Source organism: Streptomyces sp. NPDC051286 (assembly GCF_044455345.1).
In the GTDB taxonomy this organism is placed as follows: domain Bacteria; phylum Actinomycetota; class Actinomycetes; order Streptomycetales; family Streptomycetaceae; genus Streptomyces.
In genome coordinates, this window is record NZ_JBITER010000020.1 from 1 (window position 1) to 17195 (window position 17195).

Annotated in this window: 15 protein-coding genes; 3 read left to right on the forward strand and 12 right to left on the reverse strand. The window is 68.3% G+C overall.

The genetic code is table 11. From position 1 onward, the window contains the following. Positions 1-641: 641 nt before the first annotated feature. Entirely contained in the window at positions 642-1925 is a 1284-nt protein-coding gene (locus ACIBB8_RS20860; protein WP_398954352.1) for a phosphatase PAP2 family protein, read from the forward strand. A gap of 490 nt (positions 1926-2415) precedes the next feature. Here ACIBB8_RS20860 and ACIBB8_RS20865 read toward each other — a convergent pair whose 3' ends face one another. Genes ACIBB8_RS20865 through nthB form a run of 3 tightly spaced genes read right to left on the reverse strand, consistent with a single transcriptional unit; the run spans position 2416 to position 4057 of the window. Then, on the reverse strand, positions 2416-2778 hold the full coding sequence (locus ACIBB8_RS20865) for a nitrile hydratase accessory protein (protein WP_398954156.1): 363 nt from the start codon (positions 2776-2778) through the stop codon (positions 2416-2418). Further along, positions 2775-3374: a nitrile hydratase subunit alpha gene (nthA, locus tag ACIBB8_RS20870; RefSeq protein WP_398954158.1), complete on the reverse strand. Its 600-nt coding sequence runs from the start codon at positions 3372-3374 to the stop codon at positions 2775-2777. Before nthA ends, ACIBB8_RS20865 begins: the two co-directional genes overlap by 4 nt. Continuing rightward, on the reverse strand, positions 3371-4057 hold the full coding sequence (nthB, locus tag ACIBB8_RS20875) for a nitrile hydratase subunit beta (protein WP_398954160.1): 687 nt from the start codon (positions 4055-4057) through the stop codon (positions 3371-3373). Before nthB ends, nthA begins: the two co-directional genes overlap by 4 nt. A 671-nt stretch (positions 4058-4728) precedes the next feature. Here nthB and ACIBB8_RS20880 point away from each other — a divergent pair. Beyond that, entirely contained in the window at positions 4729-5109 is a 381-nt protein-coding gene (locus tag ACIBB8_RS20880; RefSeq protein WP_398954162.1) for an NUDIX domain-containing protein, read from the forward strand. A 133-nt stretch (positions 5110-5242) separates the two neighbouring features. Here the strand turns inward: ACIBB8_RS20880 and ACIBB8_RS20885 are convergent, their stop codons facing one another. The 7 genes from ACIBB8_RS20885 to ACIBB8_RS20915 all read right to left on the reverse strand — a co-directional run bounded on the left by ACIBB8_RS20885 (position 5243) and on the right by ACIBB8_RS20915 (position 11389). Further along, a complete protein-coding gene (locus tag ACIBB8_RS20885; protein WP_398954353.1) occupies positions 5243-6169 on the reverse strand; it encodes a sugar kinase in 927 nt (308 codons plus the stop codon). A gap of 71 nt (positions 6170-6240) precedes the next feature. Then, complete coding sequence (locus ACIBB8_RS20890) at positions 6241-7110, reverse strand: SMP-30/gluconolactonase/LRE family protein (RefSeq protein ID WP_398954164.1); 870 nt, start codon at positions 7108-7110, stop codon at positions 6241-6243. After that, entirely contained in the window at positions 7107-7754 is a 648-nt protein-coding gene (locus ACIBB8_RS20895) for a bifunctional 4-hydroxy-2-oxoglutarate aldolase/2-dehydro-3-deoxy-phosphogluconate aldolase (protein WP_398954355.1), read from the reverse strand. Before ACIBB8_RS20895 ends, ACIBB8_RS20890 begins: the two co-directional genes overlap by 4 nt. A 384-nt stretch (positions 7755-8138) precedes the next feature. Next, positions 8139-9284 carry a galactonate dehydratase gene (gene dgoD, locus ACIBB8_RS20900; protein ID WP_398954166.1) on the reverse strand — a complete coding sequence of 382 codons (1146 nt, stop codon included), beginning with the start codon at positions 9282-9284 and terminating at the stop codon, positions 8139-8141. Continuing rightward, positions 9281-10024 carry a FadR/GntR family transcriptional regulator gene (locus tag ACIBB8_RS20905; protein ID WP_398954168.1) on the reverse strand — a complete coding sequence of 248 codons (744 nt, stop codon included), beginning with the start codon at positions 10022-10024 and terminating at the stop codon, positions 9281-9283. The genes dgoD and ACIBB8_RS20905 overlap by 4 nt, the downstream gene beginning before the upstream one ends. A gap of 40 nt (positions 10025-10064) precedes the next feature. Continuing rightward, the gene (locus ACIBB8_RS20910) at positions 10065-10823 is read right to left on the reverse strand and encodes an SDR family NAD(P)-dependent oxidoreductase (protein ID WP_398954357.1); all 759 of its coding nucleotides are present in this window, start codon (positions 10821-10823) and stop codon (positions 10065-10067) included. A 44-nt stretch (positions 10824-10867) separates the two neighbouring features. Beyond that, entirely contained in the window at positions 10868-11389 is a 522-nt protein-coding gene (locus tag ACIBB8_RS20915; protein ID WP_398954170.1) for a hypothetical protein, read from the reverse strand. A 1138-nt stretch (positions 11390-12527) separates the two neighbouring features. Here ACIBB8_RS20915 and ACIBB8_RS20920 point away from each other — a divergent pair. Next, a complete protein-coding gene (locus ACIBB8_RS20920; protein ID WP_398954172.1) occupies positions 12528-13613 on the forward strand; it encodes a PP2C family protein-serine/threonine phosphatase in 1086 nt (361 codons plus the stop codon). Positions 13614-14547: 934 nt separating this feature from the next. Here ACIBB8_RS20920 and ACIBB8_RS20925 read toward each other — a convergent pair. Next, positions 14548-14889, reverse strand: coding sequence for a hypothetical protein (locus ACIBB8_RS20925; protein WP_398954174.1), 342 nt, complete (start codon positions 14887-14889; stop codon positions 14548-14550). Positions 14890-15566: 677 nt separating this feature from the next. Continuing rightward, positions 15567-16982, reverse strand: coding sequence for a glycosyltransferase (locus ACIBB8_RS20930; RefSeq protein ID WP_398954176.1), 1416 nt, complete (start codon positions 16980-16982; stop codon positions 15567-15569). Between the last annotated feature and the right edge of the window lie 213 nt (positions 16983-17195).

The window sequence follows — 17195 nt, forward strand, 5'->3', positions numbered from 1 at the left end:
GACGGCAGCCGCCTGATAGCCACACCCAGCACCCCTGGGCGACCCAACCCTACGAATGGCTCGATCAACCCGATCAAGACGGTAGAGCCGCCTGAACCAAGAGCGGTCGTGATCCGCTGGTCCATGAGGCCCTGGAAGGGCCGGACAGCTGGGCGTTGCGACCAAGGACGAACATACCGACAGCCACGGTCGACGTGACCGTTGTCCCAGGCTTCGTCACGAAGGGAGAACTGAGCGCTGTATTCGGCGTGTTGGCGGTATGCCAACGCCTCTGCCCACGCCGCCGCCTCACGGCTCTTTGCAGACGCTTCAAGGCCGCTGGGTAGCCCGGGTCGCCCTCGACGCCGCCGGGCGTTCGAGAGTTCCGTGGTCATTCCCGAGACGCTGGGCCATCGAGCCAGGATCGACGGGCCGTCGCACCACCCGCGACCATCGACCCACCCGCACCACCCCGATAGCATGTTCGAACTCACGACGAGCGCCATCGCCCGTCCTTCACCGGAAATCCATGCGTCCGGCACGAAGAGTGTCTTTAACCAACGTCTAACAAATCGGCCAAACAATTGATACCTATAGCATCGCGGGTTCTTTCACGAAGAAAAAACAGAATTACGTTCGCCGTGTGGCGTCAACCACGGGCGATACTGTGGGCCACGGCGGCGACGGTGACCCTCGGATTCCTCATCGCGTTGGAGATCGCCGCGCGTCACTACGGCCTACCGGGACCGATCACCACCCAGGCGCAAGAAGTGGTATTCGCCCCCCAATCGGGTTTCCTGTTGTACGCCAGCATGGCACTGATGATGGTGGTGCTCACCTGGCGACAACGGTTCATCGCGGCTGGTGTCGCGATCGGCATCGACCTCACCTTCCTACTGGTGCGGTGGGCGGCCGACGCCAAAGTGACCGACGGTCACCCCTTCGGCAACGGCGCGTTGTGGGTGATTTTGGGCTATGCGGTCATCGCGCTCACGCGCCGCACGGGCCGGGAACGTGTGTTGCTGCTGAAGGGTGTCGGGCTGGGCCTGCTGCTGGTGACCGGCCGTAAGACTGGCGACACCTGGCTACTCATCACGTCGAAGACGCGCCCGGAGGTGCTTGACCAGTACGTGGCAACCGCCGATAACGCGCTGGGCAACCCGTCGTGGCTGGTGGGCCGGATCGTCACAGCCACTGGCCCGATCGGCACCCATTTTCTCGACTACGTCTACACTCTGCTTCCGGTGGCCGCGGTCGTCGTCACGGTGTACCAGCTACGTAGCGTGGCGGTCGAGCGTCGCTTCCCGAGCCACCATCTGGTGCGCACCTTTCTGGTCATCGGCCTCCTCGGGCCGGGCATCTACATGATCTTCCCCGTGGTCGGGCCGATCTTCGCCTACGGCGCCGACGGCGGGCACTGGGCGGTGGCCAACCTGTGGCCGGACACGCCGCCGCCGATCACTACTCCGCACCACATGCCATTCGACGAGATCACTCCACGCAACTGCATGCCCAGCCTGCACACAGCGTGGGCTACCGCGATCTTCATCCATTCCCGCAAGGGCCCACGGATTCTGCAATTCGCAGGCGCGTGCTGGCTGATTGCCACGCTCGGTGCGACGCTGGGCTTCGGCTACCACTACGGCGCGGATATCGTTGCCGGCGTGGTGTTCACGTTTACGATCGAGGCGGCGCTGCGGTCGCTCGAACGTGGCTGGGACCGGTCAGGAATCCAGCTGGTCACCTACGGTGCAACGGTCTTCACTGCACTCTTGGTGTCATATCGCTATCTGCCGATGGAGATGGCCGAACATCCGTGGGTGTTTGGGCCACTTCTTCTTCTGTCGATGGCCTCAGTGGTCCACAGCTACGTACGGACCACCAAACTGTGGGAATCGAAGGCCGCACCAGCTCCGCAACCGGAACCGCAACCCGAACTGGTTTGAGTCATGTTTCATCGAGAAGCGTGCAAGCTCCAGGTGCGACTCATAGATCACGTGACTGTGCGTCGTTGCCAACCAGCAGGCTCCCGAGTAGCGCTTCAGACCCTTTTACCAGCGAAACGTCCGTCACTGAGTAGCCGGATCTGAGATCCCACACTTAACGAACCTGGCGTTGCGCTGAGTCGGCCGCGGTCTTCGGCATCTCGAAGTCCGCGGCCGACCGGATCATCGACCAACCATTCACTGAAGCGCCGGAACCGCCTCGGCCACCGATGAGGCTGCGCGTCCACTGAGCCGCAGACGAGCCACGTAGAGATCCTCGGCTCGCGCCCCTTCTGGTGCGGCGGCATCCGGGTGTCGCGTACGTGATCACGGAGTAGCTGGACGAGAACCATGTCGGTCAACTGCTCACCGAGTCGGTGTGCGAGCCGGCGTTCCTCTGTCTGCCCCAGCATCTCCCCCGGCATCCGCCGTCGGCGGAGGTCGCTGCGGATCAGTGTGAGTGCGGATGCTCGTGATCGTGACGGTGGTCATGGCCCTCGGGGCGCTGCGCCAGGGCCTCGGCGCGTGCGATGACCTCGTCCGTGGACACGGTGCGCAGGTCGACGAGCACGTCCTCCAGGGCACCCAGCCAGAGCAGGTAGTAGTTGTAGGGCTCCTCCCGCGCCGACGCACTCTCCCAAGCAGCGACCCGGGCGATCAACGCGGCCTGGAATTGCGGCCAGGCGAACGCGCCCGCCTCGTACAAACTGACGGCCATGCCGAAGGCACGGCTCTCCCACGGCTCGGCGAACACCAGCTCGCCGTTGGAGCGGGGCGGTGCAGTCGGGCCCTCGATGTCCAACGGCGCGCTCATGAGGCCTTGACCTTCGCCACGCCCACCATCGCGTCCCTCGTCACCAGCGGCACGAGCTCTTCCTCGGACAGGTGCTCGGTGCCGGCCGGACGTTCGGGCAGCACCAACCAGCGCACTTCGCTAGTGGAGTCGCGGACGGTGATCCGCACGTCGTCGGGGAGTTCGAGTCCCATCTCGGCCAGCACCGTCCGCGGCTCCCTGACGATCCGAGCACGGTAGGCGGGGTCCTTGTACCAGCTCGGCGGCAGGCCGAGCACCGGCCACGGGTAGCACGAGCACAGCGTGCAGACCACCACGTTGTGGGTGGTCTCGGTGTTCTCCACGACGACGATGTGCTCACCCTGCTGCCCCGAGAAGCCCAACTCCTTGATGGCGGCGGTGCCGTCCTCGAGCAGCCGCCGTCGGTACTCCGGGTCGGTCCACGCCTTGGCGACGACCTTGGCCCCGTTGAGCGGGCCCACGTTGGTCTCGTAGGTGGTGATGATCCCGTTCATCACCTTCGGATCGATCAGGCCCCGCTCGGTGAGCAGTTGCTCGAGCGCCTCGGTGCGCAGGGCCGCAGGTAGCCTCTCGCCCGGTCCGCCGATGGTGGTCATGAGGTTGCCTCCAGGTAGCTCTCGTACAGCTCTGCGGTGAGCGCGAAGGGTTCGGCGTCGGCGCCCCACAGCTCGTTCGAGTCGAACCGCACCGAGTAGACGTGCTGCGGGTTCTCGCCCAGGAAGTGCGCGTTGGTGTCGGGCAGCACCGCGGCAGGCTGGATGAGCTCAACGATGCCGGTATGGCCCCGCACATAGCCCGGCAGCCGAGTGTGCCCGGGCGGCGACATGTCCTTGGCGCGCACACGCTCGCCGACGGCGAAGACCGGGGCGGCGTCCACGGTGCGCAGCCAGCCCTCGGCGGTCGGCGTGTAGTCGGGCCGGGCGGCCTCCGGGATCGGCGGTTCCTCGACGCGTTCACCGCGCAGGTTGCGGGCGCGGGCGTCGATCGCGCCCGGCGCCAGGATGGCGCTGTCGGTGAGCATCAGCTCCCCGGCGTTGAGCCAGCGCCCGTAATAGCCGTCGTCCAGGTAGGCGGCTCGGTCCAGACGCTCCAGCGCGTGCCGGAAGGCGTCCGTGTTGATGCCGCCGCACGCAACGCGACTGGAGAGGATCGCAAGCGCAAATGCCTTGCGCTGCCAGGACTCCTCGAAAACAGGTTCATCGCATCTCGGCGGATGAACGGGACCCCATCCCTGGGTTCCCCCCATATCGGCAATACCATCCATCACATAAGCTCTCATATATCTGCAATGGTGGACATATTCACTGGAATTGTACGCGGATGGAGCTCTCGGCGTCGCGGCATCGGCCGCATGTGAACCCGCCCGGCGGCAGGAACCAGCCGCACGAGGAGAGCAGCGTCGCGTGACAACGAAGTAGTCGAGCCTGGTCAGAGCACTGAAGTCGACTGACTTCAGTGCCGAAGGACAGAGCTGCTGTCCCCTGCCATCCCATCGTGTCCTGTCTCCGTAATGTGCAGGCAATCCCGCTCTTCTGTAGGCATGTGCGCCTCCGTCCCGGTCATCTGCAGGTCTTCTCCGCCCTGCATACCGACAGCGACGACGGCCGAGGCCCGTCCAGCACCGTGGCACCGCGCGAGCGGCTCATCCGGCTACGGGACGAGGAGCCCATCGCACCCCCAGACGCGGGTGCTCACTCCGCAGCTGAGGAAGGACCTGCTCACCGGTCACGGCTTCACCGTCGAAGCAGTGGACCTGTTGCGGGCGCCGCACGACGACAGCCCCGTCGTGATCCAGCTCGTCCGGGCAAGGCGCCTGCCACGTCGGCAGCCGACTCGTATCTCCAGCCGCCCTCGCACGCACCGAGCGCCGGTCCCGCACGCGGCCGTAGGGGGTGGGAGCCGTCGTCGTCGGCGAGCAGGGTCCGCTGCTCGGCCGGCACCGCCGAGGACGTGGGAACCCCCCGGGTCACGGTGGAACCCGGTGAGAGCTTCGAAGAGGCTGTCATGCGCGAGCTGGCCGAGGAAGCGGGTCTCGCAGCAACCGGTCAGGACGTCCCCCTCCTGGGGACGCTGGTCGACCGCGTGGACGATGTGCTGCGCGTCACCGTCGGCGCCGTCGTCAGAGCCTGGGAGGGTGGACCCGCCAACCAGCCGCGCGAGTGTGTTGGCGACTGGAGGTGGTACAGCCTGGTCGCCCTCCCACAAGGGCTGTTCGTCCGCTCCGCTCAGATCCTCACGACCTGGCGTCCGGACCTGCCCATCGATCGCCCCCCGGCGCACTTCACCCCGTTCCGCACGGGCACCACGACAGGTCGCACTTCCGCGTCCTGACGTCAAATGTCAGTACGGACGAACTCAACGAGTCTCAAACGCACTTGATGGTCCCGGCGGTGGGTGACCGGGCCGGGCGGCGGAACTGCCAGGCACCGGTACGGACTCGGCGACGGGTGGCCGGATCGCCAGGTCACCCGCCTCCTGACCATTCCTCGGGCGCCGCGTCCAGTAGCTCAGCCAGGCGAGCGCGGTCCGGCAGCGGGCCGTGGTCGCCGGTGACCCGCAGCGCGGCGCCTGCCGTGAGATGCCCCAGCCGCAGCGCCCGCACGGTGTCCTCGCCGCGCAGCAGCCCGGCGAGGAACCCGGCCGCGAACGCGTCACCGGCGCCCACCGGTTCGACAACCTCGACCCGCGGCGCGGGCACGGTGTGGACCCGCGAGCCGTCGAAGGCCGTGGCCGCCCGCCCGCCGTCCTTGACGACGAGGATGCGCGGTTCCGGCAGCAGGTCCCGCACGGCCCAGACGTCGGCCAGTCCGCCTCCCCACAGGGCCTGGGCCTCGTCGAGGCCGACGAACGTGATGTCCGCCCGCCGGGCGAGCCCGAGCAGGACGGAGGCCGCCGTACCGTCCGTCCACAGTGCGGCCCGGTAGTTGACGTCGAAGCTGACGGGGCAAGGGCGTTCACCGGTCGCCGGCTCCAGCAGCGCGGTGACCAGATCCCGGCAGCCCGCCGAGAGCGCCGGGGTGATGCCGCTGAGGTGGACGAGCGCGGCGGTGCGCACGGTGTCGTCGTCCAGAAGGTCCGGGGTCAGGGCCGAGGCGGCGGAGCCGCGGCGGTAGTAGTGGACCCGGGTGCCGTCGATGCCGGGGTCCTTGACGAGCAGTCCGGTCGGGCGGTGCCGGTCGGTGCGTACGCCGCTGATGTCGACGCCGGACGCGGCCACTTCGGCGCGGATCCGGCGTCCGAACGGGTCGTCACCGAGCGCGGAGACCCAGCGGGCGGGCACCCCGTGGTCGGCGAGATACATCGCCACATTGGACTCGGCGCCCGCGATCCGGACCCCGAGCAGACCGGCGCCGTCCAGCGGGGCGGCGGGTTCCGGGACCAGCGCGGCCATGGTCTCACCGATACAGGTCACCGGTCCCGGGGCGGGCCGCCCGCCGGTTTCGCGAGACGCGTGGATCGCGGTCACTCGGCCCTCCCGGGTCGGTAAGGGGAATGCGGCAGGCCGGGCACCCCGACCCGCACAGCGAAGATGGCACCGTCCATCGGTCCGGGTGCGGCGAGGCCGTGCCGGGCGCTGGTGACGTACAGGGTGTCCCCGTCGAGGCACAGCCCGGCGGGCTGCGTCGCGGGGAACCTGATCTGCTGGTCCAGAGTGCCGTCGGCGCGGTAGCGGTGGACGGTGCCGGAGCCCCAGACCGCGGCCCACAGGGCTCCCTCGGCGTCCACCGTCATGCCGTCGGGGCTACCTCGGTCGAGCACGGCGAAGGTGTCCGGCGTACCCGGCAGCCCGGTGCCGGGGTCGACCGGGTAGCGGCGGATGACCCCCTTCGCGCTGTCGGCGAGGTACATCACGGTGCCGTCCGCGCTGAACGCCGGGCCGTTGGGCACGGTGAGGCCGTCCAGCACCCGGATCACCGTGCCGTCGTGGTCGATACGGTAGAGCGAGCCCGCCCCGTCCTCGGCGCCGTAGGCCATGCTGCCGGCCCAGAATCTGCCGAACGGATCGGCCGTCGCGTCGTTCATCCGCATGGCCGACGCGGCCCCGTCCTCCGGTCGTGAGAGCCACTCGGTCCGCCCGTCCAGAGAAATCAGGCAGACCCCCGTTCCGGCGGCCGCGATCCAGGTGCCCGGGCGTCCGTGGACGCTGGCGACCGCCCCCAGGGGTACGGACAGCCTGGCGAGTTGCGTCAGCGGAGCCTTGCGGTCCGCCGGTCCGGCCAGCAGCCGTCCGGTGAGGATGTCTACGAGGACGATGCCACCATCGACCGCGCGTATCCCTTCCCCGAGCCCGAGCCGGTCCTGCCAGCACACGGCGGGCGTACCGGCGGTCATCGCCCGGGATCCGCAGGGGCGGTGGCACGTACGGTGTCGCGGAAGGCGCGGGCCCGCTCGCGGAGCGCGTCGAGGCTGCCACCGTCGGCCGCGTCGCCGATGAGCGGTGAGCCGACGCCCACCGCGACGGCGCCGTGCGCGAGATAGGTACCGGCCGCATCGGCGTCCACTCCCCCGACCGGCACGAACGGCGCGTCCGGGAACGGGCCGCGCAGCGCCTTCAGATATCCGGGGCCGCCGGCCTGCGTCGCGGGAAATATCTTGAACGCGTCCGCGCCGAGCCGTAGCGCGGCAACGATGTCGGTCGGGGTCATCACCCCCGCGAGCACGGGCAGCCCGAGGCGCTTGGCCTCCGTGACAGCCGCGCAGACGGCCGGAGTGACAACGAAGTCGGCTCCCGCGTCGCGTACCGCCTGTGCGTCCTGTGCCGTGAGAACGGTGCCCGCGCCGAGCGGAGCACCGGACCCGAGGGCGGCGCGGGCCCGGCGGAGGACGTCGAGTGTGTCCTTGCCGCTGAGGGAGACCTCGATGAGCGGGAGGTGCTCCTCGGCCAGGGTCAGTACGGTCCTGAGTGCGGCGTCCGCGTCGTCGCCGCGCACGATGGCGACGATCCGATGGGTGCGCAACTCGGTCAGCAGATCCACGTGCGAGTTCCCTTCCCTCTCTGTATTGCTGTCACTGTGTCTGTTTCCGGCTCTGTCTCCGCTTCCGCGGTCACGGTGAGACGCCGGCGGACCTCGCCGCTGCGCGGTCGCCAGATCGAAGACCGGGCCGAGCATGGGCTCGACCCCGACGGACCGGTACGGCTCCTGGTCGGGGAAGCCGCCCAGGTTGCGCCAGAGCGCGACGGACACCGGCCGGCCCTCGGCCTCGACGGCCATCCGCAGAGTGGCCGCGCCGTCGTGGACGCACACCGGAGCGGCGCGGCTCGCCGCGGTGCCAGAGCCATTCGCGGCCGGCGGCCCGCAGCGACGTCCACCGTCCGCCATGGACCGGGGCGGTCTCGATGCCGACATAGGTCAACGTGCTCACCACTCGGCGAAAGCGCCGTCGTCGTGCCGCCACACCGGATTGCGCCAGGCGTGTCCGGTCCGGTCGGCCGCGCGCACGGCGTTCTCGTCGACGGTGATGCCGAGCCCCGGCAGGAGCGTGCGCTGCGCCCGTCCACCGACGAAGCGGAACGGGCCGGTGTCGACGACGTACGACAGCAGGTCCGCGTCCCTGTTGTAGTGGATGCCCCGGCTCTGCTCCTGGATGAGGAAGTTCGGGGTGGAGAAAGCGATCTGGAGACTGGCGGCGAGCGCGATGGGGCCGAGGGGACAGTGCGGGGCGAGCTGCGCCCCGTAGGTCTCGGCGAGCGAGGCGATGCGGTGGACCTCGGAGATGCCCCCGGCGTGCGAGAGATCCGGCTGGGCGACCGCGATGCCGGCAGCGAGCGCGGGCAGGAACTCGGCACGCCCGTAGAGCCGTTCGCCGGTCGCGATGGGTACGGAGGTGGCGCCGACGAGCGCGGGCAGCAGGTGTCCCTGTTCGGGAAGGAGGGGTTCCTCCACGAACAGCGGGTGCAGGGGCTCGATGGCGTGCAGGACCCGGCGGGCGCCGGCCGGTCCGAACCTGCCGTGCATGTCGATGGCGACATCGCGGCTGGGGCCGAGCACCTCGCGGGCGGCGGCCACCCGTTCCACCACGGCGGCGGTCTCGGCGGGGGTGGTGAGGGGTGAGGTGCGGCCCGCCGCGTTCATCTTCACGGCCGTGAACCCGGCCTCGACCTGCGCGGTGATCTCCTCGGCGAGCTGGGCGGGTTCGTCGCCGCCGACCCAGGCGTAGACCCGGACCTCGTCGCGGACCGGGCCGCCGAGCAGAGCGTGCACAGGTGCGCCGTACGCCTTTCCGGCGATGTCCCACAGGGCCTGGTCGATGCCGGCGACAGCGCTGGAGAGTATCGGGCCGCCCCGGTAGAAGCCGCCCTTGCTGAGCACCTGCCAGTGGTCCTGGATGCGCAACGGGTCCTGGCCGACCAGGTATTCGGCGAGGACGTCGACGGCAGCGCGGACGACCTCGGCCCGCCCCTCGACCACGGGTTCGCCCCAGCCGACGACTCCTTCGTCGGTCTCGATCCGGCAGAACAGCCAGCGCGGCGGTACGAGAAAGGTCTCGATGCGGGTGATCCTCACCGGGCCCCGGCCCCCTCGTCGTTGGCCGGTTCGGTGCCGTGGGCGCGGTCCAGGTCGCGTACGGCCTGGTCGAGCAGGGCCCGCATGGCGCGTTCGGCGGCAGCCGGGTCCTGGTCGTGTACGGCGTCCAGAACGGCACGGTGGCTCGGAACGGGGTCCTCGCCGTGCAGCGAGCTGTGCACGATCTCGTCGCGGTGCGCGAGGCCGGACTCGATGACCATCTCCATCCGTTCGAGCAGTTCGTTGTGGGTGGCCGCGAGGAGCGCGCGGTGGAAGGCGAGGTCCGCCTCGACCGCATGGGCCGCGCCGCCCTCCTGCTGGCCCATCGCGGTCAGGGCCGCTTCGAGCGCGTCGAGGTCGGTGTCGGTGCGGCGTTCGGCCGCCAGCCGGACGGCGGCCGGCTCGATGATGCCGCGCACTTCGCCGAGGTTGCGCAGCAGCGCCAGGTCGGTGCCGGAACCGGTGCCGCCTGCGAACTGCCAGCGCAGAACGTCCGCATCCAAGAGGTTCCAGTCGCAGCGGGCTCTCACGTAGGTGCCGCGCTTCTGCCGGGCGTCGACCATCCCTTTGGCCGCGAGCACCTTCAGGGATTCCCGCAGGGCGGTCAGGCTGACGTCCAGCTCGCCCTGGAGCGCCACGAGGTCGAGTGTCGCCCCTTCGGGGATCTCGCCGCTCAGCACCCGGCGCGCAAGAGTCTCCACAGTCTGGCCGTGCACTCCGCGGCGCGCGTATGGCGTCATGTCTGTGTGCCTTTCTGATCTGCGATGGGTACGGCGGCGGTCAGGCCGAGGCCTTGACGACGGACCAGCCGCCGTCCACGAGCAGGCTCGACCCGGTGATGTAGGACGCTTCGTCGGCGGCGAGGAACGCGATGGCCGCCGCTGCCTCCTGGGGGGTTCCGAAGCGCTGTGCGGCGGTCTCGGTGACGCTCTTTCTGCGGTCCTCCTCCGAGACCCGGTCCCATGCCGCGGTGAGGATGGGACCCGGCAGCACGGTGTTGATCCGCACCTCGGGTCCGTACTCCACCGCGAGCTGTCCGCACAGGGAGAGCAAGGCGCCCTTGGACGCCGCGTAGGCGGAATGTCCGGGGATGCCCTTGTAGGCGTGGACCGAGGAGGTGAGCACCACGGCGCCGCGGCGTTCGCGCAGGTCGGGCAGTACGGCCCGGAAGCCGAGGAACGCGCCGGTGAGGTTGACGGCGAGCTGGCGCTCCCACGATCCGAGGGTCATCTCGTGCGCGGGGGTGACATCGACCGTGAAGGCGTTGCTCACCAGGACACCGACAGGGCCGAAGGTGTGCGCCGCCGAGACAATCCGTTCCCAGTCGCCGTCGTCCGCGACGTCCGCGCGGACGAAGAGGGCCCGGCCTCCCTGTGCGCGGATACCGGCGGCGGCGCTCTCACCGGGACCTGCGGCAATGTCCGCGAGGATCACCGCGGCGCCTTCCGCGGCGAGTCGTTCGGCGGTGGCCGCGCCGATGCCCGAGGCGGCTCCCGTGACCACGGCCACCTTTTCGGCGAAGCGGGTGTTTCCGTTCATGGGGCGGGTCGACTCCTCGGTGTTCGTGAACGCTGTCGGCGACTTCATTGACGGTTCCGTCGAGCAGACGGCTCCTGCCTGACCAGGACGACGGGTTCCGCTTCGTCCTGCGCGGTCCAGGCGAACAGCGGTCCGCCGTGCAGCAGATGGACCCCGCTGTGGACCGTCTTGGTGTGCTGGTCGGTGCAGCGGGCGGCCGAGTCGCTGACGTCGAACAGCAGGTCCTTCATGGCGTGCGACTCCGCGACGGATCGCGGGCACGAGGTGCAGAGGCCCGGCGGGGTGGCGGAGGTGAGGTACATCGGCAGGTGCGTACGGAAGGTCTCCGAGGCGACGGCGTTGAGCGAGCCCTTCGCCCCGCCCCGCTTGTTGAAGGCGTCGACGACCTCCTGCGCCGCCGAATTGGCCTGCGGCAAGGAGAGGTTGGACTGCAGGGTGACCGCACCGCCCGAGGCGCCCTTCCCGTGCGTCGTCGACGAGGCGGCGCAGCCGCTCATCAGCGCGGTGGCGCCGCCGGCCGCGGCACCCGCGAGGAAGCTGCGGCGGCTCCGTGCTGTGGTGTTCATGGGACTTCCTCTGCGCCCATGGAAGGGGGCCTGTGGCCCTGACGGCCGGCCCCTCGTTCGGCTGATACAGCGTGACGTGGCAACCTAGTCACCGTCAAGATTAATTACTAATTTATTTTCCAGGGCGTTGACCAGGTACTTTTCCTGCCCTGAGGCAAGGCCACGCCACGGAAAACCGTGAGCACGGCGCCGTCCGGCCCGGACACGACGCTGGGCTCCCCGTCGAAGGCCCCGCCGGCGAAGCGCTTCCCCGGGAGCCAGTCGCCCCAGCCGTCGCCCATGGCGTAGGTGCGCTGCCAGGGGGGCGTAGTCACCGGCACGTGCGTAAAGCCGTACCTGCTCCCCCGTCGGCGTCGAGCGTGGCTGCTGCTCATGGCCCCGCCCAGCGACGACCGCTCGGACCGGTTGCCGAACGCGTCGCGCACCCGGGTCACGACCGAGTCGTCGTCGGTGCCCGGACGAAGACGTCCATGTCTCCCTGCCCGGCCAGGTCGGCGACGGGCGATCCCAGCGCGTGGGCCCGCCGAGATCGGTGGTCCGCGCGTCCCGGCGGCCGTCGCGCCAGGCCTGCTGCCGCAGCGAGCTGTCCGCACCCCGGGTGAACACACTCAGCCGGTCGCCGTCCCGCACCATGGCGGGGCTCGCGTCGGACCGCACCCCGACAGTGGCGCACTGTGCGGACTCGGCCGACGGCTGCCACCCCCGATCCGGCAGTCGCCGGCCCTGCCCGACGTGCCGGAGCACCGCCTCGCCACCCCGGGCGAGGAGACTCCGCCCTTCGGGAACCGATGGCGCCCACCACTCACACCTGCGGACGCCGCCGCCTCCCGGCAGACCGACCCCGCACAAAGGTCCTGACATGCCATGGGCTGGAGCAATGGCCGACCCGAAGCGCCGCAACGCAGCAAGATGGACCTCTCGACCACCTCATGTGCCAGGAGTCCCGCGTGTACAGGCTGTGTGAGTGGAGCCACCAGGAGCGCCGTCCGCGTGCAGGCCACACAGTAGCTCCGTCCTGCGACCGGGCAGCGTCCGTACTCGCGCCGCTCACTCCGCGACGGAGTGAGCGGTGAGGTGGCCGGGCCGCCGCGGAGCAGCGAGCGGCTCGGCAGTGCGGCCTGGCGATGGGGGCCCGCAGGTGCCGGCCGCGCCCGCCTGGATGCGCTGGCTGCCCGCCTTCTACGTCGCGGGCATCCTGGTGCTCGAACCCGTTACGCCCGTGGAGTGGCCGGTGAGCTTCATGCTCATCGCTCTCCCCGTGATCGCAGCCTTCGCCCACGGCCCCGCTGCCGTCGCCGCCGTCACCGTGTTCGCGATCGCCTTCGAAGCGGTCCTGGCCGGCACCCCGTGCTGCGCGGGCCGCCCGGTGGCATACGTGTGGGAGCGCCACTACGTGGCCGCCTACCTGTGCACCGCTCTGCTCGGCGTTCTCGGAACAATCCTGGCTGCCCACCGCGTGCGCCGGGAACGCACCCTCGCCACCGTGCGTTTCGTGGCCGAAATCGCGCAGCATGTCCTGCTCAGCCCGGTCCCTCACCGCATCGGCCCCCTTCTGGTGGAAGACCTCTACCTGTCCGCCGCCGCGGAAGCACGCATCGGCGGTGACCTGTACGAGGCCGTCCCCACCACGTACGGACTCCGCCTCGTCATCGGCGACGTCCGTGGCAAGGGACTAGCTGCCGTCGAGACGGCCGCCACCCTCCTCAGCGCCTTTCGCGAGGCCGCCCACGACGAACCCGACCTCGCCGCCGTTGCCCGCCGGGCGGAGACGAGCATGAATCGCAGGGCCGCCCGCCTGGCCGGAGACGACGTGGGGGAGCGCTTCGTCACTGCTGTCTTCGCGGAGATCCCCCGCCAGCACGTGGTCCGCATCGTCAACTGCGGCCACCCCCCACCCCTCCTCATCCGCTCCGACGAGGTCACTGAACTGGAGACGGCCGACCCCGCACCGCCCCTCAACCTCGGCATGCTCCTCACGGAGGCCTACCGCGTCGACGAATACCCATTCCGCCCCGGCGAGCAGTTGCTGTTCTACACCGATGGCGTCACCGAGACACGCGACCCCACCGGGGCCTTCTACCCGCTCCGCCAACGTGTCCTCTCCTGGGGCCTCCTCCAGCCGCGGGAACTCCTCGATCGTCTCCATCACGACCTCCTCATCTACAGCAACAACCGCCTCGACGACGACACCGCGGCCCTCGCCGTCTACCACCTGCCCGACTAGGAGGCACTGAAGATCTTCGTGGATCGGCCCGGGGCGTCCAGTGCGGTGCATCGCAAGGCGGAGAATCGTCCTCGTACTGGACGTACGTGGGCGACTGACGACAACGCAGCGAGGTGCCGTTCCAGGCGTTCCGGGCCCACGAAGACCGGCAGGACAGGACCTAAGGGCTGTCCTGTCATCCCTGGTGGATCAGCGCACGGCGTCAGAAGCGGTGCATCGCAAGGCGGAGGAGCACCCTCATACTGGGCGCATTCGGGCGTTCCGACAACGCGGCGAGGTGCCGTAGCTGTCGTCGTGCGCCCACCAGGGATGACGGGACAGCCCTTAACGTGGCCCCCCGGTGCGTCCACCCTCCATTCCAGGTTCCTTTTCTTGATCAATTCGAAAGCTGAGTCGCGTGTGCGAAGGAAGCACAGGGCGTCTTGCGGGCTGACGACCAAACGCCATCCGCATCGGATGGGTCGCACCGGGTACCCCGGTCGCATTCACCCTGGCCGGCGCTGCCGTCGCGCGCCTCCCACGCGGATTCGGCCTCTGCGCGGCAGCTTGAGCCGGGATCTGACCCTCTCTCGGGTCGACGTCAGGACGCGCTCGCAGCCGAGACCGACACCTCAACTACACCTGAGGGAGGCGGCCACGCCGTAGCCGGCGGAGCAGGGAGCGCTGTTTGTGACGTGGGAGGTTGGAAAAGACTCACTCTTGACCATCACCGGATGACTTGTTGTCCGCAAGACTGTCCGGCTTCCTGCGGGGCGCGCCTGACCCGATGCGAGAGACTCAGACTTTCTCCGGCCGCCGGTTCGAAGCGTGTGCAGTCCGCCCGCTGCCCGGGCGTGGCTATCAGGAACAGCCGACGGCAGCGGCCGTTTGCGTTCAGGTGGAGCTTGATGATGAAGCCGCCGCGTGAGCGGCCGAACCACCCTTGAGCCATTTCTCATTTTTCGGTTCGCCGGATCCAGTGGGACCGGCGTTGACGAGGCGCAACTGAATTCGATTGAACCTCGCCGGATTCCCGGGCTTCCGTAACGGGGCGATCCGTCGGGACTCTGAGGCTGCCTACGGTGTAATCCGTCGCTGCAATGCTGTTCACGAGCTGGTCTTCGGTGAAATTCTCCGAACCGGGAACATGTGGGATGAAGCCGACGAGCACGCCTTCGCTGACGATCTCCGCGTCAAGACCGGCAGCTCCGTCAAGGTCCCACAGAGCTTCAAGATCTTCGTCGAGCACGACCCTGATACCGAACTCGTACACGCCTGCCTCGACCACATGCGCCATGACTCCGCGAGCGCGAAGTCTCGACACCATCCGATCTGCACGATCTGACTCCATACGCGTACACCTCGTCACTCCGGGCTCAGCGAAAACGGCAGGTCGCTCGCTGCGTCAACGCTACTCCGCAACAAATCCATCCGTCCATCAGCTAAACGTGACGGCTCCCGTCGGCGCAATGCCCTTCAACGCTTTTGAAGCAGCGGTACACGATTGACTCGCAGTCGGTGAAGAAATTCCGACAGGATTCCTCATCTCATTTTCACCAAATCAAGGAGATTCCCCGGACCCATTCCGAGTACGCGGGCCCAGCCTCAGCCACCCAACAAGTAGATTCTCTTCCGAATTCATTCGAAGGCTTTCACCATGATCGATCACCGACCCCCTTATCATTACGCTGCGGAATTAAATTTCTCCACGCCCGGCCGCGCCCGGACCCCGGGAAAATCGCCGCCGGGATGTCACCGTGTCCAGCGTGCGAGGAACGGTCACCTACGGGGCAGCGCTGAGCCCATCGGTGTCGTCGGATGGCCTGGCTCCGTTCGGGGAAACCGGGGCGAGTAGGTGATGCGCTTGAGGTGGTACCACTGAGCAACGCACTTGGCCGGCCACGGCCTCTGACCGTGCCGGCCGAACGGTTCGGCCAGTTCGCTGACCGAGACCGGTGCGGCGCGGGTTCCCGATCAGCGGGCCCGTTGCTGGGCGAGGGCGGTGCCGGAGTTGATGGCCCATCGAGCGAGCAGGAACGAGAGCGGGGTGGCAAGGAGTCCCGCCGCCAGGGCGGCGACGTTCTTGCCCATGCCCAGGGTATGGACACCCGCAAAGAGGAGAACGCCGGTGAGCACGAGGTTGACGAGGCTCGAGACGGGGTACCGGAAGAATCCGTGCCACGTCGGTTTCGTACGGCAGGTGATGTACGTATTGAGGAAGAACGACCCCACGATACTGACCGCGAAACCGATGACGTGGGCGATCAGATAGGGGATCCATCGGTTCAGGGAGGCGTACACCGCCAGATAGACCCCCGTATTGACGATTCCGATCGACGCGAAGACGAAGAACTGGCGCACGGTGCGCCCCTTGGACGATCCGATCGCGGAGGCTCCCGCATCCGTCGCTGACAGCATGTCGGACGGATGACGGTCCGCAATGGTGTGGCGTTCCTCCCGCACACTTACCTCCGTCTCGCGCACCACGTAGAGCGGCCGGTGCTTCGTTTCGCGGTAGATGCGCCCGACGTACTCACCGATAATGCCGAGCGTGGCCAGCTGGACCCCGCCGAGTGCTACAACAGCGGTCAGCAGGGTGGCGAATCCGGGGACGCGCACACCGTGCAGGGCGACGTCGATGACGATGCATAGCGCGTACGCCAACGCTGCGGAGAAGAGCGTGAGACCGATGTAGACGGCCAGACGCAACGGTCGGCTGTTGAAGGAGATCAGACCGTCGATGCCGTAGTTGAGCAGGCGTCTTCCGCCCCATTTCGAGGTACCGGCGGCGCGGCTGACGTTGTGGTAAGTGAAGCTGACGGTGTCGAAGCCGATCCAGGAGAAGATGCCCTTGGAGAACCGGTTGGCTTCGGGCAGGGCGAGCACCGCTTCGACGGCAGGACGGGAGAGCAGCCGGAAGTCTCCCTCTCCGTCGGTGATGTCGACATCCATCCAATGCCCCATCGCACGGTAGTAGGCCGTGCTGACGACGCTGCGCAGCACGCCGTCCCCCGAACGGTCCCGACGCGCGACGACCTGGTCGTAGCCGTGCTGCCGCAGCTCCAGTATCCGGGGAACGAGTGAGGGTGGATGCTGAAGGTCGGCGTCCATGAGAATCACGGCGTCCCCCCGGGACATACGCAATCCCGCAAGCATCGCGGCCTCCTTGCCGAAATTCCGGCTGAAGGAGGTGTAGCGAACCCGCGGATCCGCGGCAGCGAGAGCGCGCAGCTGCTCCCTGGTCGCGTCCCGGCTGCCGTCGTCGACGTAACAGACTTCGAAGCTGCGTCGAGTCGTTTCGAGGACGACAACCAGTGTTTGGTGAAATCGCTCGATCACCTCGTCCTCATTGAAACAGGGAACTACGATCGAAACCTGGCACTCTGTCATTCGGATCCCTGGCAGGTGTGGTCACGGCATCTCGGAAGCATGCTTCTGTGTCCTCTTGATGCGTCTCAACCCGAGGCATCGTCAAACAAATTGTGCAGGCCCCATCGTTCTCCGCGATGCCTTCCGGCCGAATCACGCCACGGGATGGCACCGAATGGGTGAAGCATCCGTCTCGTCGCTGCCCGAACGGTCCTTGGTGATGCGCCTGGCCGG